Annotated in this window: 17 protein-coding genes; 8 read left to right on the forward strand and 9 right to left on the reverse strand. The window is 64.0% G+C overall.

From position 1 onward, the window contains the following. The 3 genes from NKH35_RS24140 to NKH35_RS24150 all read left to right on the forward strand — a co-directional run. Window positions 1–451, forward strand: a 451-nt coding sequence (locus NKH35_RS24140; RefSeq protein WP_352916656.1) for a YcjX family protein, incomplete at its 5' end; no start/stop codon positions are given. Beyond that, window positions 448–1,515, forward strand: coding sequence for a YcjF family protein (locus NKH35_RS24145; RefSeq protein WP_023734303.1), 1,068 nt, complete (start codon window positions 448–450; stop codon window positions 1,513–1,515). The genes NKH35_RS24140 and NKH35_RS24145, both read left to right, overlap by 4 nt. Window positions 1,516–1,597: 82 nt before the next feature. Continuing rightward, the gene (locus tag NKH35_RS24150; RefSeq protein WP_023673495.1) at window positions 1,598–2,146 is read left to right on the forward strand and encodes a hypothetical protein; all 549 of its coding nucleotides are present in this window, start codon (window positions 1,598–1,600) and stop codon (window positions 2,144–2,146) included. 345 nt (window positions 2,147–2,491) lie between these two features. Here the strand turns inward: NKH35_RS24150 and NKH35_RS24155 are convergent, their stop codons facing one another. The 3 genes from NKH35_RS24155 to NKH35_RS24165 all read right to left on the reverse strand — a co-directional run bounded on the left by NKH35_RS24155 (window position 2,492) and on the right by NKH35_RS24165 (window position 5,199). Next, window positions 2,492–2,758 (reverse strand): hypothetical protein, encoded by a 267-nt coding sequence (locus tag NKH35_RS24155; RefSeq protein ID WP_023673496.1) that lies wholly within the window; start codon window positions 2,756–2,758, stop codon window positions 2,492–2,494. Between the two features lie 183 nt (window positions 2,759–2,941). Then, complete coding sequence (locus NKH35_RS24160; RefSeq protein ID WP_023734302.1) at window positions 2,942–4,150, reverse strand: MFS transporter; 1,209 nt, start codon at window positions 4,148–4,150, stop codon at window positions 2,942–2,944. A gap of 59 nt (window positions 4,151–4,209) precedes the next feature. Then, window positions 4,210–5,199 carry an AraC family transcriptional regulator gene (locus NKH35_RS24165; protein ID WP_023734301.1) on the reverse strand — a complete coding sequence of 330 codons (990 nt, stop codon included), beginning with the start codon at window positions 5,197–5,199 and terminating at the stop codon, window positions 4,210–4,212. 160 nt (window positions 5,200–5,359) lie between these two features. Here NKH35_RS24165 and NKH35_RS24170 point away from each other — a divergent pair, with 160 nt between their 5' ends. Both NKH35_RS24170 and NKH35_RS24175 read left to right on the forward strand, forming a co-directional pair. Beyond that, window positions 5,360–7,207, forward strand: coding sequence for a monovalent cation:proton antiporter-2 (CPA2) family protein (locus NKH35_RS24170; protein WP_023734300.1), 1,848 nt, complete (start codon window positions 5,360–5,362; stop codon window positions 7,205–7,207). Next, window positions 7,207–7,755: a DUF924 family protein gene (locus NKH35_RS24175; RefSeq protein ID WP_031204189.1), complete on the forward strand. Its 549-nt coding sequence runs from the start codon at window positions 7,207–7,209 to the stop codon at window positions 7,753–7,755. Before NKH35_RS24170 ends, NKH35_RS24175 begins: the two co-directional genes overlap by 1 nt. Here the strand turns inward: NKH35_RS24175 and folK are convergent. Genes folK through folP form a run of 3 tightly spaced genes read right to left on the reverse strand, consistent with a single transcriptional unit; the run spans window position 7,752 to window position 9,494 of the window. After that, window positions 7,752–8,270: a 2-amino-4-hydroxy-6-hydroxymethyldihydropteridine diphosphokinase gene (folK, locus tag NKH35_RS24180; RefSeq protein ID WP_023734298.1), complete on the reverse strand. Its 519-nt coding sequence runs from the start codon at window positions 8,268–8,270 to the stop codon at window positions 7,752–7,754. The genes NKH35_RS24175 and folK overlap by 4 nt on opposite strands. Then, a complete protein-coding gene (folB, locus tag NKH35_RS24185) occupies window positions 8,254–8,613 on the reverse strand; it encodes a dihydroneopterin aldolase (RefSeq protein WP_023673502.1) in 360 nt (119 codons plus the stop codon). Before folB ends, folK begins: the two co-directional genes overlap by 17 nt. Window positions 8,614–8,648: 35 nt before the next feature. Then, window positions 8,649–9,494, reverse strand: a complete 846-nt coding sequence (gene folP, locus NKH35_RS24190) for a dihydropteroate synthase (protein ID WP_023734297.1) — start codon at window positions 9,492–9,494, stop codon at window positions 8,649–8,651. Between the two features lie 148 nt (window positions 9,495–9,642). Between folP and NKH35_RS24195 the strand changes: the two genes are divergently transcribed. Then, entirely contained in the window at window positions 9,643–10,263 is a 621-nt protein-coding gene (locus NKH35_RS24195) for a DUF922 domain-containing Zn-dependent protease (RefSeq protein WP_023728091.1), read from the forward strand. Window positions 10,264–10,496: 233 nt separating this feature from the next. Beyond that, the gene (locus NKH35_RS24200) at window positions 10,497–11,981 is read left to right on the forward strand and encodes an MDR family MFS transporter (RefSeq protein WP_023734296.1); all 1,485 of its coding nucleotides are present in this window, start codon (window positions 10,497–10,499) and stop codon (window positions 11,979–11,981) included. A 20-nt stretch (window positions 11,982–12,001) separates the two neighbouring features. On the opposite strand, the gene NKH35_RS24205 is transcribed toward NKH35_RS24200, so the two are convergent. The 3 genes from NKH35_RS24205 to NKH35_RS24215 form a co-directional block, all read right to left on the reverse strand. Next, on the reverse strand, window positions 12,002–13,033 hold the full coding sequence (locus NKH35_RS24205) for an NAD(P)/FAD-dependent oxidoreductase (RefSeq protein WP_023734295.1): 1,032 nt from the start codon (window positions 13,031–13,033) through the stop codon (window positions 12,002–12,004). 104 nt (window positions 13,034–13,137) lie between these two features. Then, window positions 13,138–13,458 (reverse strand): 2Fe-2S iron-sulfur cluster-binding protein, encoded by a 321-nt coding sequence (locus tag NKH35_RS24210; RefSeq protein WP_023673507.1) that lies wholly within the window; start codon window positions 13,456–13,458, stop codon window positions 13,138–13,140. Window positions 13,459–13,615: 157 nt separating this feature from the next. Next, window positions 13,616–13,954, reverse strand: coding sequence for an Hpt domain-containing protein (locus NKH35_RS24215; protein ID WP_023688665.1), 339 nt, complete (start codon window positions 13,952–13,954; stop codon window positions 13,616–13,618). Window positions 13,955–14,267: 313 nt separating this feature from the next. On the opposite strand from NKH35_RS24215, the gene NKH35_RS24220 reads away from it, so the two are divergent. Then, complete coding sequence (locus tag NKH35_RS24220) at window positions 14,268–20,477, forward strand: kinesin (protein WP_352916659.1); 6,210 nt, start codon at window positions 14,268–14,270, stop codon at window positions 20,475–20,477. Window positions 20,478–20,772 lie beyond the last annotated feature (295 nt).

Here is a 20,772-nt window from a genome sequence, read left to right on the forward strand (position 1 = left end):
CCATTTGCAGCACGAAAGCCATGACCGGCTGCAGGCAAGCGGGCGGCGGCTTGCCGACCGCGCCGGGGCGCGGGCAAATTTCACCGGCGCCGATGTCGACGTGGTCGCCATGGCGGCGGTGCGCGCGACGCGCGAAGGCACGGTCAAGCAAGGCCGCGAAACCCTGCCGGTGATCATCGGCACGCCGCTGAAGGGCGAGAAGATCAACGGCGAAACCTTTGATGGTAATGCCGAAACCGCCATATTTCCCGGGGACTTGCCGGAGAAAATTGACGCGGTTTTCGACGTTTCCGAAGCCGACCACCGGCAGAGCAGCGACGATCCGGCGATCCGTTTCGTGCGCTTTCGCCCGCCAAAGCTCGAACGCACCGCTGAAGGCGTCACGCTGTCGCTGCCGCATATCAGGCTCGACCGCGCCTTGCAGTTCCTGATCGGAGACCATCTGGCATGACCGCGCCCCGCAGACCGGCAGCTTTCCGCATCGAGCCGGAGGCCGAACCGAAGCAGGAAACGCGCCGCCACCATGCCGAGCCGCCGGCACGCAAGTCGCGCGCCGTCGTCCTGCCGGCCGAGATCGATGTCTTCAACGAACCCGACATTGTCGCCGCCGAACCGCCGCCGGCGACCGCGCCGCGCAGGCGCTCGCTGTTTGCCAGCCTGTTTTTCGGCGCGGTCGGCGTGCTGGTTTCGCTCGCCGTCGGCCTGTGGACCGACCAACTCATCCGCGACCTGTTCGAGCGCGCAGAGTGGCTGGGGTGGCTGGCAGCGGGAATGGCCGCAATTGCCGTGTTGGCGCTCGCGGTCGTGCTGGTGCGGGAATTCCTGGCTATTGCCCGGCTGGCCGAGGTCGAAAAACTGCAAAAGCGGGCGCTCGATGCCGTGGCGCGCGACGATCCGAAGGCTGCAAGGGCCGTCGTCGAAGAGCTTTCGGCCTTTGTCGCTGCGAAACCCGAAACCGCGGCCGGCAGGCGCTCCCTGGCCGAATTGCGCGGCGAGATCATCGACGGCGGCAATCTGGTGCGACTGGCCGAGGCCGAGATTCTCGGGCCGCTCGATGCGAGAGCCAAGGTGATGATCCTCGAAGCAGCCAAACGCGTGTCGCTGGTCACCGCCGTCAGCCCCCGCGCACTCGTAGACGTTGCCTATGTCGTGTTCGAGGCCGGGCGCCTGATCCGCCGCTTGTCCGAACTCTACGGCGGCAGGCCGGGCACGCTGGGCTTTTTCCGGCTGGCGCGCAGCGTTCTTGCCCATCTGGCGGTGACCGGCTCGATCGCCGTCGGCGACAGCTTCGTCCAGCAGATCGTCGGCCATGGCCTTGCCGCCCGGCTGTCGGCGAAACTCGGCGAAGGCGTGGTAAACGGCATGATGACGGCGCGTATTGGCATTGCTGCCATGGAGACGGCGCGGCCCCTGCCCTTCATTGCCGGCAGGCGGCCGGGTATGGGCGATTTCCTGTCGGCGCTGACCTCGTTTGCGGCCAAAAAAGAGAATGAAGCACCCGCCTCAAGCAAGTGAACGCCCTCTCGCGGTCACCAAGCATTAACCAATCTTGTTCATGGTCGTCCAACAACAGCCTCCTTGTTGCCGGGTGTCGTCTATGAAAAGCGTAATCTTGTCCTGCGTCCTGCCCCTGGTCGCGCTTGCAGCACCTCTGGGCCCGACCGGGAAAGCCTTTGCAGCCGAGCCCGACAAGCAGTTCTTCCGCACCGTTGAAGGCAAATGGGTCGGCCCGGGCGAAATCATCGCCGGCAAATACAAGGGCACGAAGTTCACCTGCAGCTTCGACGGCTCGACGCCGGACAACAAGACCGGCATGACGCTCGATGGCGACTGCCGCGTCGGTGTCTTCACCCAGAAAATGTCGGCGACCGTCGAGCGCAAGGGCCGCGACTACAAGGGCAATTTCATGGGCGGCGCCGCGGGGTCGGGCCTGGACATCATCGGCGGCAATGTGGTCGATGCCCGCAAAGTCGTCTTCACCATCAACCGCAACCAATTGCGCGGCGTCATGCAGGCCCGCATTCCCGACGACAATTCGATGACGGTGACTATCGCCGTGCGCGTCGACCAGCAACTGGTGCCGGTCATCGGTATGAGCCTCAAGCGCGTCGACGCCGTCGAAGTCGGCTCCATCGCCAAAAACTGACTCTCAAGCGGTTCCCCGAAAAAAGCGCGGAACGGGGTTGCACTGCGCGATAGCTGAGCGATTCCGCTCAGCTCGATGTCGGGAAGTGACAGGCCACCTTGCGGCCAGGTTGGCGCTCCTCAAGCACGGGCCGCTCGGGGCGGCACCTTTCTGCCGCGACCGGACATGTGGCGCGCAACCGACGAAGTCAGCGTCTCCGATGGCCCAAGCCACAGCAAGGCCGACGTGTCAGGGGTCCTGTGCGTGCCGGCGGTCCTCCGTGTCAGCGCGATGCGCTTTAAGAACACCAGCAAAAAAGGCGGCGGCTACTCGAGCCACCGCCTTTCTCAATTTCCGAACGAAGAATCAGCCCTTGATGGCGGCCGTCAGCTCGTCATAGGCCTTGCAGGCGTCGGCCGGCGTGGTGGCGCCCTGATATTTGGTCGTCACAGCCTGCACCTTGGCGGTCAGGTCGGCGGCCTTGGTCGGATCCTTGGTGATCGCTTCCTGCAGCGCGGCGGTCATTTCCTGCGCCTTCTTGGCCGCGATTTCCTGCGTGCATTCAGGCGCCTTCGAACAGGCCGATGCGGCAAGCATGGCGACACCCACGCCGACGAGCAAAAACTTCTTCATGTCAGTCATTCTCCTCACGAAGGCAGAACTTGATCGTCGCTGCCTTCCAACGGCCGAAGCCTGGCGTCCCATAGCCGCCGATTGCGGCAAAACGCAACGTGTGCGGCGCATAAACTTGTGCAGCGCTGCTGCAACGGCGCGGACGGCCTGATTGAGGCCGCCCGTGTCAGACGAAGCAAGGTTTCAGCCACGAGGCTGCAGCAGCGCCAGTGCGGCCGTCGCCGCGGCAAGGACGGCGGTTAGGGTCAAAGGCCCCGTAGCGCCATAGGTGTCCACGACATAACCGCCGACAACCGCACCGACGGTGATGGCAACCTGGAAGGAAGTGACCATCAGGCTGCCTGCTGCTTCCAGCGCATCAGGCGCCGCGCGGGACATATTGGTCGGCAGCACAACCGGCGCCATGCCGAAGGCGAAGCCCCACAGCGTAACAAAGCCGAAGGCAACGCCGGTTTGCGCGCCCCAAAGCACCAAAGCGAGTGCCGAAAACGCCATCAACGCGGCGGTAACTGCGAGGGCCATGTGGATGTTGGTGTCGGCCAGGCGGCCACCGGCAATATTGCCGATCACAGCGGCGATGCCGAACCCGAGCAGCGCCAGGGCAATCGGCCCGGTTGTGAGGAGCGTCACCTGTTCGAGGAAGGGGCGCACATAGACCGAGCCGGCAAAATGCCCGGTCATCAGCAGAACAATGGCAAGCATGCCGAGTTGGATGCCACGCCGCCGTGTCAGCCGAAAGACGTCTGCAAGGCTGTTGCTTGCCGCCGCAGGCAAGGTCGGCAGGCTGAGAAGCTGCAGCAGCATGGCAAGCGCGGCCAGCCCCGCCGTCATGGCCATCGCGCTGCGCCATCCCAGCCAGTCGCTGATCAACGCACCCATCGACGGCGCGGCGATGGTGGCGAGCGAGACGCCGAGGGTGACGATCGCCATGCCTCGACCTGTCGCATTGGCGCCGACCAGCCTCGACACGACGGCAACCGAAAGTGCCCAGAAAGCGCTGAGAGCAATCCCCAGCCCGGCCCGGCCCAGCAACAACAGCCAGAAATTGGGCGCCAGCGCCGCAAGAATATTGGAACCGACCGCCAAGGCCATGAGGCCAACCAGCACCGCCTTGCGGTTCAATCGGCCGATGAGAACATTGCTCAACATGGCCGTCACGGCGCCAACGGAAGCGGTGGCGGTGACGACCTGTCCGGCAGTTCCCTCGCTGATGCCGAGATCGCGCGCCATCGGCGTCAACAGACCTGCCGGCAAGAACTCGGCTGACACCAGGGCAAAGCTGGTGGCCGCCAATGATAGGACCGCAAACCATGTGGCCGCGCTCCACGCGGCTGGTGCATCGGCATCAAGGCCGATGGCGGCGTCTTCAAGCTGTAGTGTTGTGTCAGTCACGGAAAGATCTCCACAGTTGGAGATCTTAGATAGGCGAGTCCGTCCGGATGTTATGTACCTTAAAATCCGAAATTCATATCCATTCGTCCGGGAATTGTGCGACGCACAACGCCTGGCGAGACATTGGTGATGCGCTTGAACGCGCGGGCGAAGGACGCCTCGGAATCATAGCCCAGACGGGTAGCGACTTCGGCAACCGACAAGCCGTTTTGGCCCAGTAACTCGCGGGCAAGCTGCATTCGCAGGCGGGCGAGATAATGTGCGGCACCCTCCCCCAATACCGCGCTGAAGCGCTCGGCGAAAATCGAACGCGATTGGCCTGCCACGCCGGCGAGGCTTCCCAGCGTCCAGTTGTGGCCGGGGTCGCGGTGCATGGCCGCCAGAGCGCGGCCTATATGGGGGTCGCGGATGGCTGCGAGCCAACCGGTGGTCGAGGCGCCGTTGCAATTGACCCAGCAGCGTATGAGCCTGGCTGTCAGCAAATCCGCCATACGCGACAGGATGGTGGCGCTGCCCATCTGCGGTTGCGCGGCCTCCACCGTCATGGCCGCCAGCAAAGGGCCGACCATCGGGTCATTGCCGGCCACGTCGCAACCCTTGATGAGAGGCGGCATCAACGTGACCAACGGATTGAGCGCATAGGAGCCGAGAGACATGGAGCCGCAGAAAAGGGTGCTTGTCGCGCCCGTTCCCTGCCGTATCACTTCGCAAACGTTGCCGCCCAACTTGATCACCTGGCAGCCCTCGAGCGAGTCGCCCACCACGTCCGGCGCACTCGCCAGCCGATGGGCGATGCCTTGCGGCAGCAGCACCAGATCGCCATCGCGCAACTCCTGCCAGCCTTGCGCTTCGGTGTGAATCCAACATGGACCCTGGCCGACAAAGTGAAAACGAAGCAGTTGTTGTTGCGGAAAGTCTATGCTCCATGGGTGCCGGAGTTCGCAGCGGCCATAGTTGACGCCACTCAAGCGAAAGTCTTGCAGAACTTCGCTGAGCGCATCCATCGGGATATGTGGCAGCGGCGACGGCCGGGACGAATAATCAGGCATTTGTCAGATATAAATACCGGCCGTCCGACAGGCAAGCGCAGACTGTTGTTCCACCGGGGAATCGCTGCCGCGGCACCCTACCCATCCTGGCAGGCTTCCCGCCCTTGCCTCCCGCTCCCAGTGCATGCAAGGAGTGCTGTCGGACACAGGGACAAGAGGCATGGCAGCGGAAGCATCGGGCAGCGATCTCATTCAGGTGGTGGCGCTGCTTGCCGCAGGCGTCGTCGCCGTTCCGATCTTCAAACGCATGGGGCTGGGCTCGATCCTCGGCTATCTCGCCGCGGGCGTGGTCATCGGCCCGTTCGGTATTGGCATTTTTTCCGAATCGGAAGCCATCCTGCATGTCGCCGAACTCGGCGTGGTCATGTTCCTGTTTATCATCGGGCTGGAGATGCAGCCGTCGCGGCTATGGGGCCTGCGCCGCGAGATTTTCGGCCTCGGCGCGCTGCAGGTCGGCGTCTGCGCATTGCTGCTTACCGGTGTTGGTCTCGCCGGCGGCTTTCCGATCGCGCAATCCTTCGTTGCCGGTGCCGGCTTCGTGCTGACCTCGACGGCGATCGTCATGCAGCTTCTGGAAGAGCGTGGCGAGATGGCCAGCCCCAAGGGCCAGCGCATCGTATCCATCCTGCTGCTCGAGGATCTGGCAATCGTGCCGCTTCTGGCGCTGGTCGCCTTCCTGGCGCCGGGCGGCGCCGAGATGACCCTGCAGCAGAGGCTGGCCGAAATCGGCATCGGTCTTGGCGCCATCGTCGGGCTGGTGGTGGCCGGCCGCTATCTGCTCAATCCGTTCTTCCGCATCCTGGCCGACGCCAAGGCGCGCGAGGTGATGACGGCGGCAGCACTTCTGGTCGTGCTGGGGTCGGCGCTGGTCATGCAGCTTTCCGGCCTGTCGATGGCGATGGGCGCGTTCCTGGCCGGCGTGCTGTTGTCGGAATCGACTTTCCGCCACCAGCTGGAGGCCGACGTCGAGCCATTCCGCGGCATCCTGCTTGGCCTGTTCTTCCTCGCCGTCGGCATGTCGCTCGACCTGCATGTGGTGGCCGACAACTGGCGGCTGATCGCCGTCTATGTCGTCGCCTACATGGCGATGAATGCGCTCGGCATCTACCTCGTCGCCCGCTTGCTGAACAGCGGTCATCGTGAAGCGCTGGAACGCGCCGTGATCATGGCGCAAGGCGGCGAATTCGCCTTCGTCCTCTATTCGGCCGCGGCGGCGGTTGGCATCATCGACAGCCGGGCCAACGCAACGCTGACCGCGATCATCATCATCTCCATGGTGCTGACGCCGCTGGCCATCATTGCGCTCAAATATGTGACGCCGCGCGACGAGCAGTCGCTTGAAGGCGTCGACATCGCCGACGGCCTTACCGGCAGTGTGCTGGTCATCGGCTTCGGCCGTTTCGGCCAGATCGCCAGCCAGCCGCTTTTGTTGCGCGGCATCGACGTGTCGATCATCGACAATGATGTCGAAATGATCCAGGCGGCCGCCGATTTCGGCTTCAAGGTCTATTATGGCGACGGCACGCGGCTCGACATTCTGCGCGCCGCAGGTGCAGGCCGCGCCCGCGCCGTGCTGATCTGCGTCGACAAGCCGGACGCCGCCGTGCGCATGGCGGAACTGATCAAGGCGGAGTTCCCGCTGCTGACTGTCCTGGCGCGTGCCTTCGATCGCGGCACCGCGCTGTCGCTCATCCGCGCCGGGGTCGACTTCCAGCTGCGCGAGACCTTCGAATCGGCCCTGGTCTTCGGCGGTTCCGCGCTCGAGGTTTTGGGCGTCGAGCCGGAAGATGTCGCCGATGTCATCGAGGATGTGCGACGGCGCGACAATGCCCGACTGGAGACGCAGCTGGCCGAAGGCGTCCGCGCCGGGCAACGTTTCCTCAGGGGCAATACCGGCACGCCGATCCCGACGCCGCTGACGCAACCGCGCCGGCCCGGCCAGGCTCTGAACGAAGAGACGGCCGGCGTGCTGCACAAGCCGGAGCCCGCCGATCAGGGGGAAAGCTGATGACCGCATTGGATGAGCGCGCGCTCGCCGTCACAAAATTCTGGCGCGAGGCCGGCGAAGACGCGTGGTTCGAGAAGAACGACGCCTTCGACGCGAATTTCCGCAGCAGGTTTCTCGACCTGCACTTTGCCGCCGCGCGGCGCGAGTGCGACGCATGGTCGGAGCATGCCGAGGGTTCGCTGGCGCTGATGATCCTGCTCGACCAGTTTCCGCGCAACTGCTTTCGCGGCTCAGGCCATATGTACGCCACCGATCCGCTGGCGCGGTATTTTGCCGCCAAGGCGATCGCTGCCGGCCACGACCTTGCGCTGGAAGAAAACCTGCGCGTCTTCCTGTACCTGCCCTACGAACATTCGGAACTGCCCGCCGACCAGGACAGATCGGTCGAGCTCACCACCGCCAGGGCGCCGGAGTATGTGAAATACGCCATCGAGCATCGCGACATCATCGAGCGTTTCGGCCGCTTTCCGCACAGGAACAAGATGCTTGGCCGCGAGACGACGGCGGACGAACAGGCATTTCTCGATGGCGGCGGATTTTCCGGTTAACCCAGCCACCAGTCGCGGCCGGATGCCAGTCGCTCTATGCCTGATGTATCGACGGCGCTGAGCCGCGCGCTCACGCTCCTGCCGCCCACCGCCAGATCCGGCGCGATCTCGGCCAGGGGCGCCAGAACGAAGGCGCGCTCCAGCATCCGGGGATGCGGCACTTCCAGCCCGGTTTCGTGGATGATGCGGTCGCCGAACACCAATATGTCGATGTCGATCAGGCGCGGACCCCAGCGCTCCTCGCGCACCCGCTTCAGCTTGCGCTCGGCCTCGAGGCAGAGGTCGAGCAGCGCCCTTGGCGCCAGCGCGGTCGAGATTTCGGCAGCGGCGTTGAGGAAATCCGGCTGGTCGAGCTTGCCCCAGGGCGGCGTGCGATAGAGCGAGGAGACGGCGATGACACGCGTGTTCTCGTCGGCGTCCAGCAGGCGCAGCGCCGTGGCCATCGAGGCCGAGGGATCGCCGAGATTGCCACCAAGGCTGAGATAGACCGTGTTTTTGCTACTCTGGCCAGACAACGGTCACCTCGACGTAATCGAGCACGCCGGGCACCGGTGCGTTGGGCTTGCGCACGGTGATCTCGGCCTTCCTGATCTGCGGAAACCGTGAAGTCAGCGCCTTCGCCACTTCGAGCGCCAGCGCCTCGATCAGGAAACGGCGATGTCCAGTGACGATCTTTTCAATCACCGTGAAGGCGATGCCGTAATTGACGGTGTCCTCGATGGAATCATCCTCCAGTGGGCGGCTGGGCTCGACCGTCAACTCGGCATCGACATAAAAACGCTGGCCAAGCGCCTCTTCCTCGTCCAGCACGCCGTGCCGGGCAAAGAAGGCGCAGTTCTTCATGCGGATGACGTACATTTCTTAGTGTCCTGGCATTTCTTGGTGTCCTGGGCTCAGCGTCCTGGCTTTTCACGCGCCAGCATAGCATCGGCGACGGCCAGTGCGTCCATGTTGATTGCGACATCGTGAACGCGAAACAGATCGGCGCCCTTCAGCCTCAGGATGACACTGGTGGCTGCCGTCCCGGCGGCGCGCGCGCCGGCTTCGCGGCCGGTGACGGTGCCGATGAAGCGTTTTCTGGAGGTGCCGGCCATCAAGGGAAAACCGAGCTCCTTAAGCTCGGAAAACCGCGCCATCAGGTCGAGGTTTTCCTCAGCCGTCTCCTTGGCGAAGCCGAAGCCGGCATCGAGTACGATATGATCGTCCGCAACGCCGCTGCGCCTGGCGATTTCCAGCGAAGCCTTGAGGAACAAAAACTGGTCGGCGATGACGTCGGGCAGTTTTTGCCGCTCGCGCCCGGTATGCATGATGACCAGTCCGGCGCCGGTCTCGGCGGCGACGCGGGCGATGCCCGGTTCGCGCTGCAAGCCCCAGACATCATTGACGATATGCGCACCGGCGGCGACGGCGAGGCGCGCGGTTTCCTCGCGATAGGTGTCGACCGATACCAGGGCTTCGCCTGAAACGGCGAGTGCTGCGATCACCGGCAGGATGCGGCCCTGCTCTTCTTCAGCAGTTACGGGCGATGCGCCAGGGCGCGTGGATTCCCCGCCGATGTCGATGACGGCGGCCCCCTCTTCGACCATGCGGTGCGCCTGAGCCACAGCCTGATCAGGCGTGATGAACAGCCCGCCGTCGGAAAAACTGTCCGGCGTGACGTTGAGAATGCCGACCACAATGGCTTTCTCGCCAAGGTCAAGATGGCACTTATGCGCCAGTTGCCATCGCCTTGTCGTCATTGTCCTTCAACCATGTGTCTCATTGGCATGTGGCTCATTGGCATGTGGCTCATCGAGCGCTTGCAATCCATCAACGATGCGTGATCGGTGGAAGATCAATTCCGTTGCGCCGGCAACGGCCGTAAAGCAAGGTGAGTGAAGAGGCAACATGATGAAACGACCCCTGCTCTGCGCCCTGATGCTGGCTTTGACCGTCCTGCCGGCGAATGCTGCCAATCTGGTGAAGACTTACAGCTATTTTGCCATCGGCGGCAGCACGCTCGATGACATCGAGACGCAATTGTCGAAGCATGGACCCGAGGTGAAAAGCACCGGGATGCGGCATCCAGGCGCCACCCAGATGGCGTTCACCACCCGCATCAGCTACGCGCAAACCGCAGACACCTGCCGCATCGCCAAGGCCGCCGTTACCGTCAAGGTCAAGGTCATCCTTCCGGAGTGGCGCAGGCCGCGCAAGGCCGATCCCGATGTCAGGCTGTTCTGGGACACGCTGTCGGCCGACATCAAGCGCCATGAGGAGCGTCATGTCGAGATCGCCAAGAACCACGGCCGTCTGCTCGAAGACGCGCTGAACGCGAGCTTTGCGCAAAAGACCTGCGCCGGGGCCAAGGCGAAGGCGGCGCAGATCACCGCGGCCGAACTCGCCAGGCATGACCAGGACCAATTGCGCTTCGACCGCGTGGAAGGCGTGAATTTCGAAAGCCGCATCCTGCGGCTGCTGCGCTACCGCATGCAGCGCGTCGAGAACGGCCAGCTTCCGCCCGGCTGAAACACGGACTGATACCAAGCCAATTCTGCCGAAACATGAGGCCAGCCCCAGAAAATTTTCGGGCATAGGTCGAAATCGGCCTATACGGGACGACATATGTCAGGCTCGCAAGATATGTCAGGCTGGCAAGGCGCGAGCTTCGAAACACCAGATCAAGACCAATTGAGGCGGCGTGTAGCGGAGCGGCCATTTGGCGCCGCGCAATCGCTCTCGAACGTTATGGATGAACTGATATGGACCAGGCTGTCGACAAGCCGGACGGGGTGGCGCCCGCCGCGCCGCTGACGGAAAGCGAGAAGAACGTCATCATCGCCGGCATCCTTTTGTCGATGCTGCTGGCGGCGCTCGACCAGACAATCGTCGCGCCGGCCATGCCGACCATCGGCCGTTCGCTCGGCCATGCCGACTACCTGCCGTGGATCGTGACCGGCTATCTCCTGACGGCGACGGCCATGGCGCCGCTCTACGGCAAGATTTCCGACGTCTATGGCCGCCGGCCGACCGTCTATGCGGCGATCCTGATCTTCCTTCTGGGATCGCTGGTCAGCGCCATGGCCCCCAACATGTTCGTGTTGGTTGTCGGCCGGGCGATCCAGGGTGCGGGCGGCGGCGGCCTGTTCGCCCTGGCGCAGATCGTCATCGGCGACCTGGTGCCGCCGCGCGAACGCGCGCGTTATGCCGCCTGGATTTCGGGCACCTGGGCGGTCGCCAGCATCGCCGGGCCTTTGCTCGGCGGCGGATTTGCCGAACATCTGCATTGGTCGCTGATCTTCTGGATCAATATCCCGCTCGGCATCTTGGCCATGGCCATCATCAACAAGCCGCTGCGCAAACTGCCGGTCGCCGCAAAGCGGCATCGCATCGACGCGCTGGGCGCGCTGCTTCTGGTGGTGGCGACGGCATTGCTGCTTTTGGCCCTCAACTGGGGCGGCAGCGCCTATCCATGGGCCTCGCGCGAGATCGTCGGCCTGCTGGCCTGTTCGGCGGTCTTCTGGGGTGCGTTCGCGCTCAGGCTGATGCGTGCGGCCGAGCCGCTGATTTCGCTTGAAGTGCTGAGCAATCCGATCGTGCTTGCCGGCACGGCGTCGATGTTCCTGCTGCAGGCCGCCAATATCGGCCTGTCGGTGTACCTGCCGGTCTATCTGCAGTCGATCATCGGCCTGTCGGTCAGCCAGTCGGGCCTTGCCATGCTCGGCCTGCTGCTCGGAACGGTCGCCGGCGCGACGTTCAGCGGCCGCACGATACCGCGCTTCTTCCACTACAAGCGTATCGCCATGGTCGGCGTTCTCTTCGCCATTATCTGTCTTGGCGTGCTCAGCCTGGTCGCCGGCCGCGCCTCGCTGCTGGTGGTCGAGCTCTTGACCATCTGCATCGGCCTTGGAAGCGGCACCACCTTCCCGGTCGCCACCGTATCGGTGCAGAACGCCGTCGATCGCGCGCATCTCGGCGTTGCCACCGGCGTGCTGACCTTCCTGCGTTCGCTGGGCAGCGCGCTCGGCGTCGCCATGCTTGGCGCCGTCGCGCTCGGCTATGGCCTGCCGCTTGCCGGCGAAGGCGCGCCGGCTGCCGGACAGATCGTCTCGGCGACGCCCTTCATGATGATCTTCCTTGCCGCGGCCGTTACGCTCGTGCTGGCGCTGATGACGCTGGCGCTGATGCCGGAGAAGTCACTGCGCGGCCGCGACGAGGCCGAGGCGCCGGTCGTTCTGGTGGAGTGATCCGGAAAGCGCTGTAGGACCTACTCCACGACGCCGAGCTTCTTCTGCAGGCTGGTCGACGACGTCGTGTACTGGAAGACGATGCGCTCACCGGGGCTGATGATGCGCTTGGCGGCCTGCGCCATCAGCGCCACCTCGTGAAAACCCGACAGGATCAGCTTCAGCTTGCCTGGGTACCAGTTGATGTCGCCGACGGCAAAGATGCCTGGCACCGAAGTCTGGAATTTCTCGGTATCGACCGGGATGAGGTTCTCATGAAGGTTGAGCCCCCATTCGGCGATCGGGCCGAGCTTCATGGTCAGGCCGAAGAACGGCAGCATGCGCGTGCACGGCACCTCGATGTCGCCGTCAGGCCCGCCCTTGATGATAGCAGAGGCCAGCTCGCCGTCGGCGCCGGTCAGGCCGCTCACCTGGCCGACCCGGAACTCCAGCTGCTTCATCTCCTGCATGGCATACATCTTGTTGACGCTGTCGGGCGCCGCCCTGAATTCCGCGCGCCGGTGGACCAGTGTCACGCTTTTTGCCACCGGCTGCAGGTTCAGCGTCCAGTCGAGTGCGGAATCGCCGCCGCCGACGATGACGAGGTCGTGGCCGCGGAATTCCTCCATACGGCGCACCGAATAGAAGACGCTCCTGCCCTCATAGGCCTCGATGCCGGGAATGGGCGGCCGTTTGGGCTGGAACGAGCCGCCACCGGCGGCGATCACCACCACCTTGGCTTCGAACACCTCGTTCTCGTCGGTGGTGACCCGAAATGAGCCGTCGTCAAGCTTTTCCAGGCTGGAGACCATGCGGTTGAAGGTAAAATCCGGCTTGAACGGGTGAATCTGCTCGAGCAGTCTGTCGACCAGGCCTTGCGCCGAGATCGATGGCCAGCCTGGAATGTCGTAGATCGGCTTTTCCGGATAGAGTTCGGCGCATTGGCCGCCCGGTCGGTCGAGGATGTCGATCAGATGGCACTTCATGTCGAAGAGGCCAAGTTCGAACACGGCGAACAGGCCGACCGGACCCGCCCCGACGATGAGTGCGTCCGTCTTGATTACATCGGTCATGCCAGGCGAGCCTCATTGTCAGACTGGGGCGAAACTGGCGCGAGACTGCATGAGCATTGGCCCGCTGCCAAGCGGCGGCGGGAAAAATCAGATGGTACGGGAGATCAACCCTGGCGAGCCGGCACGCGCACGACCAGGCCGTCAAGCGCGTCGCGCACCTTGATTTGGCAGGACAGCCGCGAGTTCGGCTGGACGTCATAGGCGAAGTCCAGCATGTCCTCTTCCATCGCCTCCGGCTCGCCGACCTCGGCCGTCCAGGCTTCGTCGACATAGACATGGCAGGTCGCGCAGGCGCAGGCGCCGCCGCATTCTGCCTCGATGCCCGGCACCGCGCTACGGATCGCATTCTCCATGACGGTCGAGCCGTTTTCGGCCTCGACATCGAAAGGAGTGCCGTCATGGGCAATGAAGGTCAGCTTGGTCATTTATCACCTGAAGGGAGTCCCAGCCGAGATAATCACTCCACCGGACAAGTCAACTGCGGCGCGAAAGCGCCGCTTTGTGACGTTTTTTCGGAAAGCTGGCCAAAGCACGCCCTGGCCCCGTCGATTCATCCCGGTGGCCGCTGCCGAGCGGCAGCCATTACCGGCTGATGGCGGCGATGAAATCGCGCACTTCCTCGATCAGGGTGCCGAGGCGCTTGAGGATGCGCGCATCTTCCGGCTGCTGTTCGATCGAGGTGGCGCAGTCGGCGATGGCAAAGGCGCCGACCCCGCGCGCCGAACCTTTCAGCCCATGCGCCAGAAGCAGTCGCTCCCTGACATCGGCATCGACTATTCTGTCGCGGACGGAAAGCGCCTGCTGTACGAACAGCGCCAATACCTCCTGTTCGAGGGCGCGATCGCCCATAGTCTGACGGGCCAGATGGGCCAGATCCACTGGGCGCGAACGGGCCGGTCCCGACGCATCGCCGCCCGGCATTGAGAAGGCAATGCCGCTTTCACCGCGTACCAATTTGAAACTCCTTGTGCCGATCGCCGAAAAAACTAGGCGATTTCCGTCGCCAACGCGTTAATGAATGGGCTGGAAAATTGTTGCCGTTGAGGCGGTTAGATCACGTTGTCGTTAACCTTATATTTAAAGTTTTACGTATCTCGCGGAATGCATGTTTTCTTTACCCCTGTGTGTCATTACGATACGAAGGTCCATTTTCAGCCTCCTGCGTGGGATAAGACGAGCCAGAATCAGGCAAAAATAAGAAGTCCCTCGGCAGCTAGTACAGGGTAGCGAAGGCATGGCGAAGAAACCAACGACGACCAGAACTCTCGACAGCGACGTAGCCAGGGAACTCGAAAAGGCACTAGACCTCGATCTCAGCGGAGACGGCAGCGGCGATCTCGATATCGCGGCGTCGATGGAAGATCTGGAAGCGCAGATATCGCAGGCCGCGGACGAACTGGCGCGCGAAGGCCGCCCCCAGAAGCCCGCCCCCGCTCAAAACGCGCCCGTCCAACAAAACCAGAGTGCGAAGCCGGCAGCCAAGCCCGCCGAGCTGCGCCCGGTCGAATCGCGCAACAGCGCGCAGCCAGCCGGCTTCAAGCCGGCAAACGATGACCGCCAGAAAGATTACAAGACGCTGCTGCACAGCCTCAACCGGCGCGCGTCTAGCACGATCTATTGGGTCGTGGCGTTCGTGTCGCTGGCCTGGATCGCCGGCGCCGGCGGCCTCGCCAATCTGCTGTTTGGCCCCAGCATCTGGAAAATTCGTACGTTCGATCAAATCCTGGCCCGCCCTGAACTGATCGGCCTGGCGATCGCGGCAATCATACCGGTCGTCCTGTTTTGGGCCTTCGCGGCGATGATCCGCCGCGCGCAGGAAATGCGCATTGCCGCGCAATCGATGACGGAGGTGGCTTTCCGCTTGGCGGAGCCGGAAAACCTCGCCCAAGACCGCGTGATGATGATCGGCCAGGCCGTTCGCCGTGAAGTGGCGGCGATGGGCGAAGGCATCGAGCGCACGCTGGCGCGCGCCGTCGAGCTCGAAACTCTGGTCCACAGCGAGGTCAACCAGATCGAACGCTCCTATTCGGAGAATGAATCGCGCATCCGGTCGCTGGTCGACGGGCTGGGCAGCGAGCGCGAAGCCGTCGTCACTCATGCCGAGCGCGTGCGCGCCTCGATCACCGGCGCGCATGAAACGCTGAAGGACGAGATCGGCGCCGCCTCCGACATTATTCGCGACTCTATCCTCAACGCGTCGACCAAGCTGTCGATGACGATCACGAATTCCGGCGACACACTGATCGACCGCATCAATGAAAGCTCGATGTCGATCTTCGATTCCGTCGAAACCCGGCTGGATTCAATCACCGACAGGCTGTCGACGTCGGGCGAAGCCTTTGCTTCGCTGCTCGACACCCGCATCGCCAAGCTGACGGACACCACAGACGGCCTGACCCGGTCGCTGACCGACCTGCTCGACGACCGCACCACCGGTATGGTGTCGCTGCTCGGCGGCGCCGCCCGCACCCTGAGCTCGGAATTCGAGTCCAGCCTGAACGGCATCGAGCGGACGCTGGCCGAGCGCGGCCAGGCGCTGATCAGCGAATTTCAGACCCGCGCCGAAGCACTCGATACCGGCACGCAGAAGCTCAACGCCGCGCTCGAGGCGCGCGCCCGCCAGATCAACGAAACGCTGGTCGAGCGCGCCCGCGAGATCGCCCACACCTTTGCCGAGAGCAAGGATCATTTGTCGGCCATGATCGATCAGGGCAAGACCCAGATCGGCGCCGACATGGCCGACATCGTCTCGTCGACCTCGTCGATGCTCGAAGCCCGCGCCAGCGATTTCGCCGGCCGGATGGAAGCCGCCCGCCATGTCGTGTCGCGCTCATTCGACACCGACATCCAGCGTCTTGCCGATGCCCGTGTCGGCATCGAGGACGCCGTCGAAAACCACAGCCGCAAGCTGTCCGAAAGCCGCGAACGCATGGCGGCTGCCATGCAGGCGGACCTGGCGAAGTTCGCCGAGGGCCGCGCCGGCATCGATGCGGCCGTAACGAACCAGGTGCAGAAGCTGGCCGAAGGCCGCAACCTGATCTCGCGCGCCCTGGAAGAGGATCTGCGCAAGGTCAACGAGTCGCGCGCCGCCATCGACGCGTCGCTGGGCAGCCATCTCGAGCGGCTTGAAGAAGGCCGCAACCGGCTCAACCAGGCTTTGCATGAAGACTCCGGAAAACTTGTGCAAGCCCGTACGATCATTGACGAAATGGTCGCCGGGCATGTCGGTAAGCTGGCCGAAGGCCGCAACATTCTGTCGCGCGCCCTGGAAGCCGATCTCGGCAAGCTCGCCGACAGCCGCGCCTCGATTGACGGGCTGGTCGCCGGCCAGGTTGAAAAGATCGCCGAAGGCCGCGCCATCCTGACCAAGGCGCTCGAAAACGACATTATCGGCATCAAGGGCGTGATCGAGAGCCACTCTGCGAAACTGGCCGAGGATCGCACCGAACTCAGCAAGGCGCTGGAGAACGACCTGTCCGGCATCAGAGGCCTGCTCTCCGACCATTCGAGCCGGCTTGCCGACGATCGTGGCCTGTTGTCACAGACGCTCGAGGCCGACCTCGCCAAGCTCGCCGAGAGCCGGTCGAGCATCGACGGGCTGGTCGCCGGCCAGGTCGAGAAGCTGGCCGAGGGCCGCGATATCCTCAAGCGCGCGCTCGAAGCCGACCTCAACACCATCAAGGGCGCCATCGCGGGTCATTCCGACAAGGTGGCGGAAGAGCGCGGTCAGCTTTCCAGGGCACTGGAGGCCGATCTGCAGAATGTGAACAGCCTGATCGCCGACCACTCGAACCGGCTTGTTCAGGATCGTTCGACGCTATCCCAGGCGCTTAAGGATGACCTTCAGAATGTGAACAGCCTGATCACCGACCACTCGAGCCGGCTTGTCCAGGATCGTTCGACGCTATCCCAGGCGCTTCAGGACGATTTGCACAATGTCAGCGGCATCATGGCCGATCATCAAAACAGGCTCGTCCAGGACCGTTCGGCGCTCTCAAAGGCACTGGAAGACGACATCGCCAAGCTGGCGGAGAGCCGCTCCAACATCGATGGGCTGGTCGCCGGACAGGTCGAGAAGCTCGCCGAGGGCCGAGACATCCTCACACGGGCGCTCGAAGCCGATCTCAATGCGATCAGGAGCGCCATTGCCGACCAGTCGCAGAAGCTGAGCGAAAACCGTGGCGAGTTCGCACGGGTGCTGGAAGCGGATTTGGAAAATGTCAACAGCCTGATCGAGGGTCACAGCGACAAGCTCGTCCGGGATCGCGCGACGCTGTCGAAGGCTCTCGAGGACGACCTCGCCAAGCTGGCCGAGAGCCGGTCGAGCATCGACGGACTGGTCGCAGGCCAGGTCGAGAAGCTGGCCGAGGGCCGAGACATCCTGAAACGTGCGCTGGAAGCCGACCTGCAGAAGCTGTCGGCAAGCCGCGGTGAGGTTGACGACATCATCGCCGGCCATGTCGGCAAGCTGGCCGAAGGCCGCAACATGTTGACCCAGGCGCTGGAAGACGATCTGGCAAAGCTCGCCGACATACGCAAGGACGTCGACCGCTCTCTGTCGGGCCATATCGACCAGATTGCCGGCAGAAGCACCGATATCTCGGCGGCAATCGCTGCCGATGTCGAGAAAATCGAGCAGGCCTTCAGCAAGCAGACCGGCATCATCGAAGAGCGCGCCGGAACCATGGAGCGCGCGTTGTCGGTGGGTGTCGACAATGTCCGCAGCGTGCTTGAAAAGAGCGCCGTCTTCGTTGCCGGCGCGCTCCGTGAGAAGGTGATGGAAGTCACCAGCGCGCTGCACGAACAGGCCGGTGCTGCCTTCAGCGACGCCGACCGCAAGATCGCCGAGCGTGCCGAGCAGACCTCGGCCGCCCTTTTGGCCCGGGCCGAGGACATCGCCCGGACCTTCGAGGACGCGGATCGCCGTCTGCACGCCCGTGCCGAGGACACATCGAGCGCCCTGATTGCGCGCGCAGAGGATACGACGAACGCCTTGCTTGCCCGCGCCGAGGACACAACGAGCGTGCTGCTTGCCCGGCATGACGAGACGTCGAACTCGCTGCTCGCCCGCGCCGAAGAAACGGCCGGACGGCTGGCTGCCCGCGCCGGCGAGATCGCCGGCACGTTCGACGCCGCCGACCAGAAGCTGGTCGCCCGCGCGGTCGAGACGGCGCAGTCGTTGGCCGACCGCGCCGGCGACATCCTGCGTAACTTCGAGGGCGCCGACCAGCGGCTGAGCATGCGCATCGGCGAATCCGCCGAAGCGCTGGCCGCCCGCGCCTCGGACCTTGGCCGCATCTTCGACGCCGCCGACCAGCAGCTGATCTCGCGCATTGCCGAGGGTTCGGACGCGCTGTCGGCACGCGCCACCGAGATCAGCCGCATCTTCGACGAGGCCGATCACCGCCTGGTGTCGCGCATCGCCGACTCCACGTCGACGATCGGCGAGCATGCCAACAACATCGTCGGTGCCTTCGCCAGCACCGAGCAGCGTGTTGCCGAACGCGCACGCCAGACCGGCCAGGAACTTGCCGTCCACGCCCGCGAGATGGAGCAGGCTCTTGCCGGCGCCGACGAGCGGCTGGCCGCGAGCGTTGCGTCCGCAGCTTCGCGCGTCGAGGAACAGGTCGCCAGCGTCGAGAACCGCCTTCTTTATACGACGGAGACGATGGGCCAGAAGCTCAACGAGCAGGTTTCCAGCGCAGAAGCTCAGCTGATCTCGCGCGCCAACACGATTGCGGAGACTTTTACCGCGGTCGGCCAGCACATCGGCCAAAGCACCAACGACGCTGCCAAGACAATCGGCACCAATACCCGCGAGCTCAACACGATGCTGGCGGCGCGTTCGGCCGAGATGGCGAAGATCCTGGACGAAACCGCGCGGCCGCTGGTCGAGCGCTTCGCCCAGGGCGGCTCGGAACTGCAAAAGAGCATGGAAGAGGTCACCGAACGCGCGACCGAGAAGCTGCGCAGCGAAAATGCCGCCCTCGTCAACGCGCTCGCCAGCCGCACCGCCGAAACGCTGTCGGCCGTCGAAGGCGCGCGCTCGTCGCTCGCCGATAGCGTCGCCGACCTCATCGGCCGCATGAGCGTCTCCAGCTCGCAGCTTGGTGAGCTGATCGAACAGGCGGCGATCAACCTCGGCCAGGTTGACGAACGTCTGAGCGGCAGCACGCAAAGCTTCGCGGCAACCACCGAAAAGGCCGCGCAGACCTTCGCCAGCTCGGCACGCCTGGTCGATTCGAACACGACGCGGCTTACCGAATTGTCGTCGTCGACCCTGCGCGAAGTGGCCTCGATCGCCACCAAGTTCGACGAGCACAGCCGCTTGCTGTCCTCGGCTTCGGATCTGTTGAGCTCGGCGCAGAGCAATCTGGAGCACACGCTTGAGCGGCAATCGTCGCTCGAAGATCTCGCCGTCGGCCTAGTCAAGAAGTCGGAAGACCTCGAGAAGGTGATGCGTTCGTTCGAAAACCTTGTCGGCCAGACGATGCAGAATGCCGAAGGCAAGACGCTGGCATCAGCCGACAAGATCCGCATCGCCATAACGGAAGTGGTCGATTCGGCAACCAGCCGGTTCGCCGATGCGACCGAGGAGATGCGGCGCACCGCAAGCTCGATCAAGAGCGAGCTCGACCTCACCCGCGCCGAGCTCAAGAAGGGCGTCATCGAGATGCCGGAAGAGGCCAAGGAATCGACCTCGGCGATCCGCCGTGCCGTTGCCGAGCAGATCAACGCGCTCAAGGAACTTTCGGATATCGTTGCGAAATCGGGACGCGGCGGCGACAATGCCGAACCGCGCGCCCTGCGCCCGGCGCCGCAGGCGCCAGTGCAGCGCCCGGCCGAGCCGGTACGCCGCCCGCCGCCGGCGCCACAGCCGGAGCGCCCTGCTCCGCAGGCGCCGCTCGGCGGCCTGCGTGGCACGCTCGATATCGAACGCCCTGCCGAAGCACCGCGCCAGCGCGACGCCAACGCCCGCACGCCGCAAGGCGGCTGGGTGCGCGATCTCCTGACCGGGGCATCGCGCGAGGAGGAAGTCGCCAGGCCGGCAGCGCCCGCGGAAGCACCGCGCGCAACTCCCGTCCAGCGCTCGCCGCTGCATGTCATGGAGTCGCTCAACTCGCTCTCGGTCGATATTGCCCGGGCGATCGACCACGACGCCTCGATCGAGCTGTGGAACCGCTACCGGCGCGGCGAGCGTGACGTGTTCACGCGCCGCCTCTACACGCTCAAGGGCCAGCAGACCTTTGACGAAATCCGCCGCAAATATCAGGCCGAGGCGGAGTTCCGCGCCGCCGTCGACCGCTACTGCGACGATTTCGAGAAGCTGCTCAAGGACGTCTCGCGCAACGACCGCGACAACATCATGGCGCAGACCTACCTGACGTCGGACACCGGCAAGGTCTACACCATGCTGGCCCATGCGAGCGGCCGTTTGCACTGATTGAGGCGACACCACAGACACAGAAAAGGCGGGAAGTTCCCGCCTTTTTCTTTGTGCAAAATCGTCGGTCTGCGCTGCCCCTCATCCGCCTGCCGGCACCTTCTCCCGTATAGCGAGGGTGAAGGGAGATGGCATCAGCCTCGCCGCCCATACTGCGACGGTGACAATTGGCGAAATCATTGGCGATGGCGTTCTTTCTCACTATACGGGGAGAAATGCCCGGCAGCGCAATGAGGGGCAGCGCGAACCTGCGATATTTGGTCGAGTGCTGGTTTAACGCGACGAACGATCGTTC

The organism is Mesorhizobium sp. M1143, from assembly GCF_040318435.1.
Taxonomy (GTDB): Bacteria; Pseudomonadota; Alphaproteobacteria; order Rhizobiales; family Rhizobiaceae; genus Mesorhizobium.

What these genes read in the sequence shown, in the direction of transcription:
- NKH35_RS24205 (WP_023734295.1), bottom strand. Translation starts at nt 13,033, where the DNA reads ATGACCGATGTAATCAAGACGGACGCACTCATCGTCGGGGCGGGTCCG.
- folB (WP_023673502.1), bottom strand. Translation starts at nt 8,613, where the DNA reads ATGTACGTCATCCGCATGAAGAACTGCGCCTTCTTTGCCCGGCACGGC.
- NKH35_RS24220 (WP_352916659.1), top strand. Translation starts at nt 14,268, where the DNA reads ATGGCGAAGAAACCAACGACGACCAGAACTCTCGACAGCGACGTAGCC.
- NKH35_RS24195 (WP_023728091.1), top strand. Translation starts at nt 9,643, where the DNA reads ATGATGAAACGACCCCTGCTCTGCGCCCTGATGCTGGCTTTGACCGTC.
- NKH35_RS24215 (WP_023688665.1), bottom strand. Translation starts at nt 13,954, where the DNA reads ATGCCGGGCGGCGATGCGTCGGGACCGGCCCGTTCGCGCCCAGTGGAT.
- folP (WP_023734297.1), bottom strand. Translation starts at nt 9,494, where the DNA reads ATGACGACAAGGCGATGGCAACTGGCGCATAAGTGCCATCTTGACCTT.
- NKH35_RS24145 (WP_023734303.1), top strand. Translation starts at nt 448, where the DNA reads ATGACCGCGCCCCGCAGACCGGCAGCTTTCCGCATCGAGCCGGAGGCC.
- NKH35_RS24150 (WP_023673495.1), top strand. Translation starts at nt 1,598, where the DNA reads ATGAAAAGCGTAATCTTGTCCTGCGTCCTGCCCCTGGTCGCGCTTGCA.
- NKH35_RS24175 (WP_031204189.1), top strand. Translation starts at nt 7,207, where the DNA reads ATGACCGCATTGGATGAGCGCGCGCTCGCCGTCACAAAATTCTGGCGC.
- NKH35_RS24155 (WP_023673496.1), bottom strand. Translation starts at nt 2,758, where the DNA reads ATGAAGAAGTTTTTGCTCGTCGGCGTGGGTGTCGCCATGCTTGCCGCA.
- NKH35_RS24170 (WP_023734300.1), top strand. Translation starts at nt 5,360, where the DNA reads ATGGCAGCGGAAGCATCGGGCAGCGATCTCATTCAGGTGGTGGCGCTG.
- NKH35_RS24165 (WP_023734301.1), bottom strand. Translation starts at nt 5,199, where the DNA reads ATGCCTGATTATTCGTCCCGGCCGTCGCCGCTGCCACATATCCCGATG.
- NKH35_RS24200 (WP_023734296.1), top strand. Translation starts at nt 10,497, where the DNA reads ATGGACCAGGCTGTCGACAAGCCGGACGGGGTGGCGCCCGCCGCGCCG.
- NKH35_RS24210 (WP_023673507.1), bottom strand. Translation starts at nt 13,458, where the DNA reads ATGACCAAGCTGACCTTCATTGCCCATGACGGCACTCCTTTCGATGTC.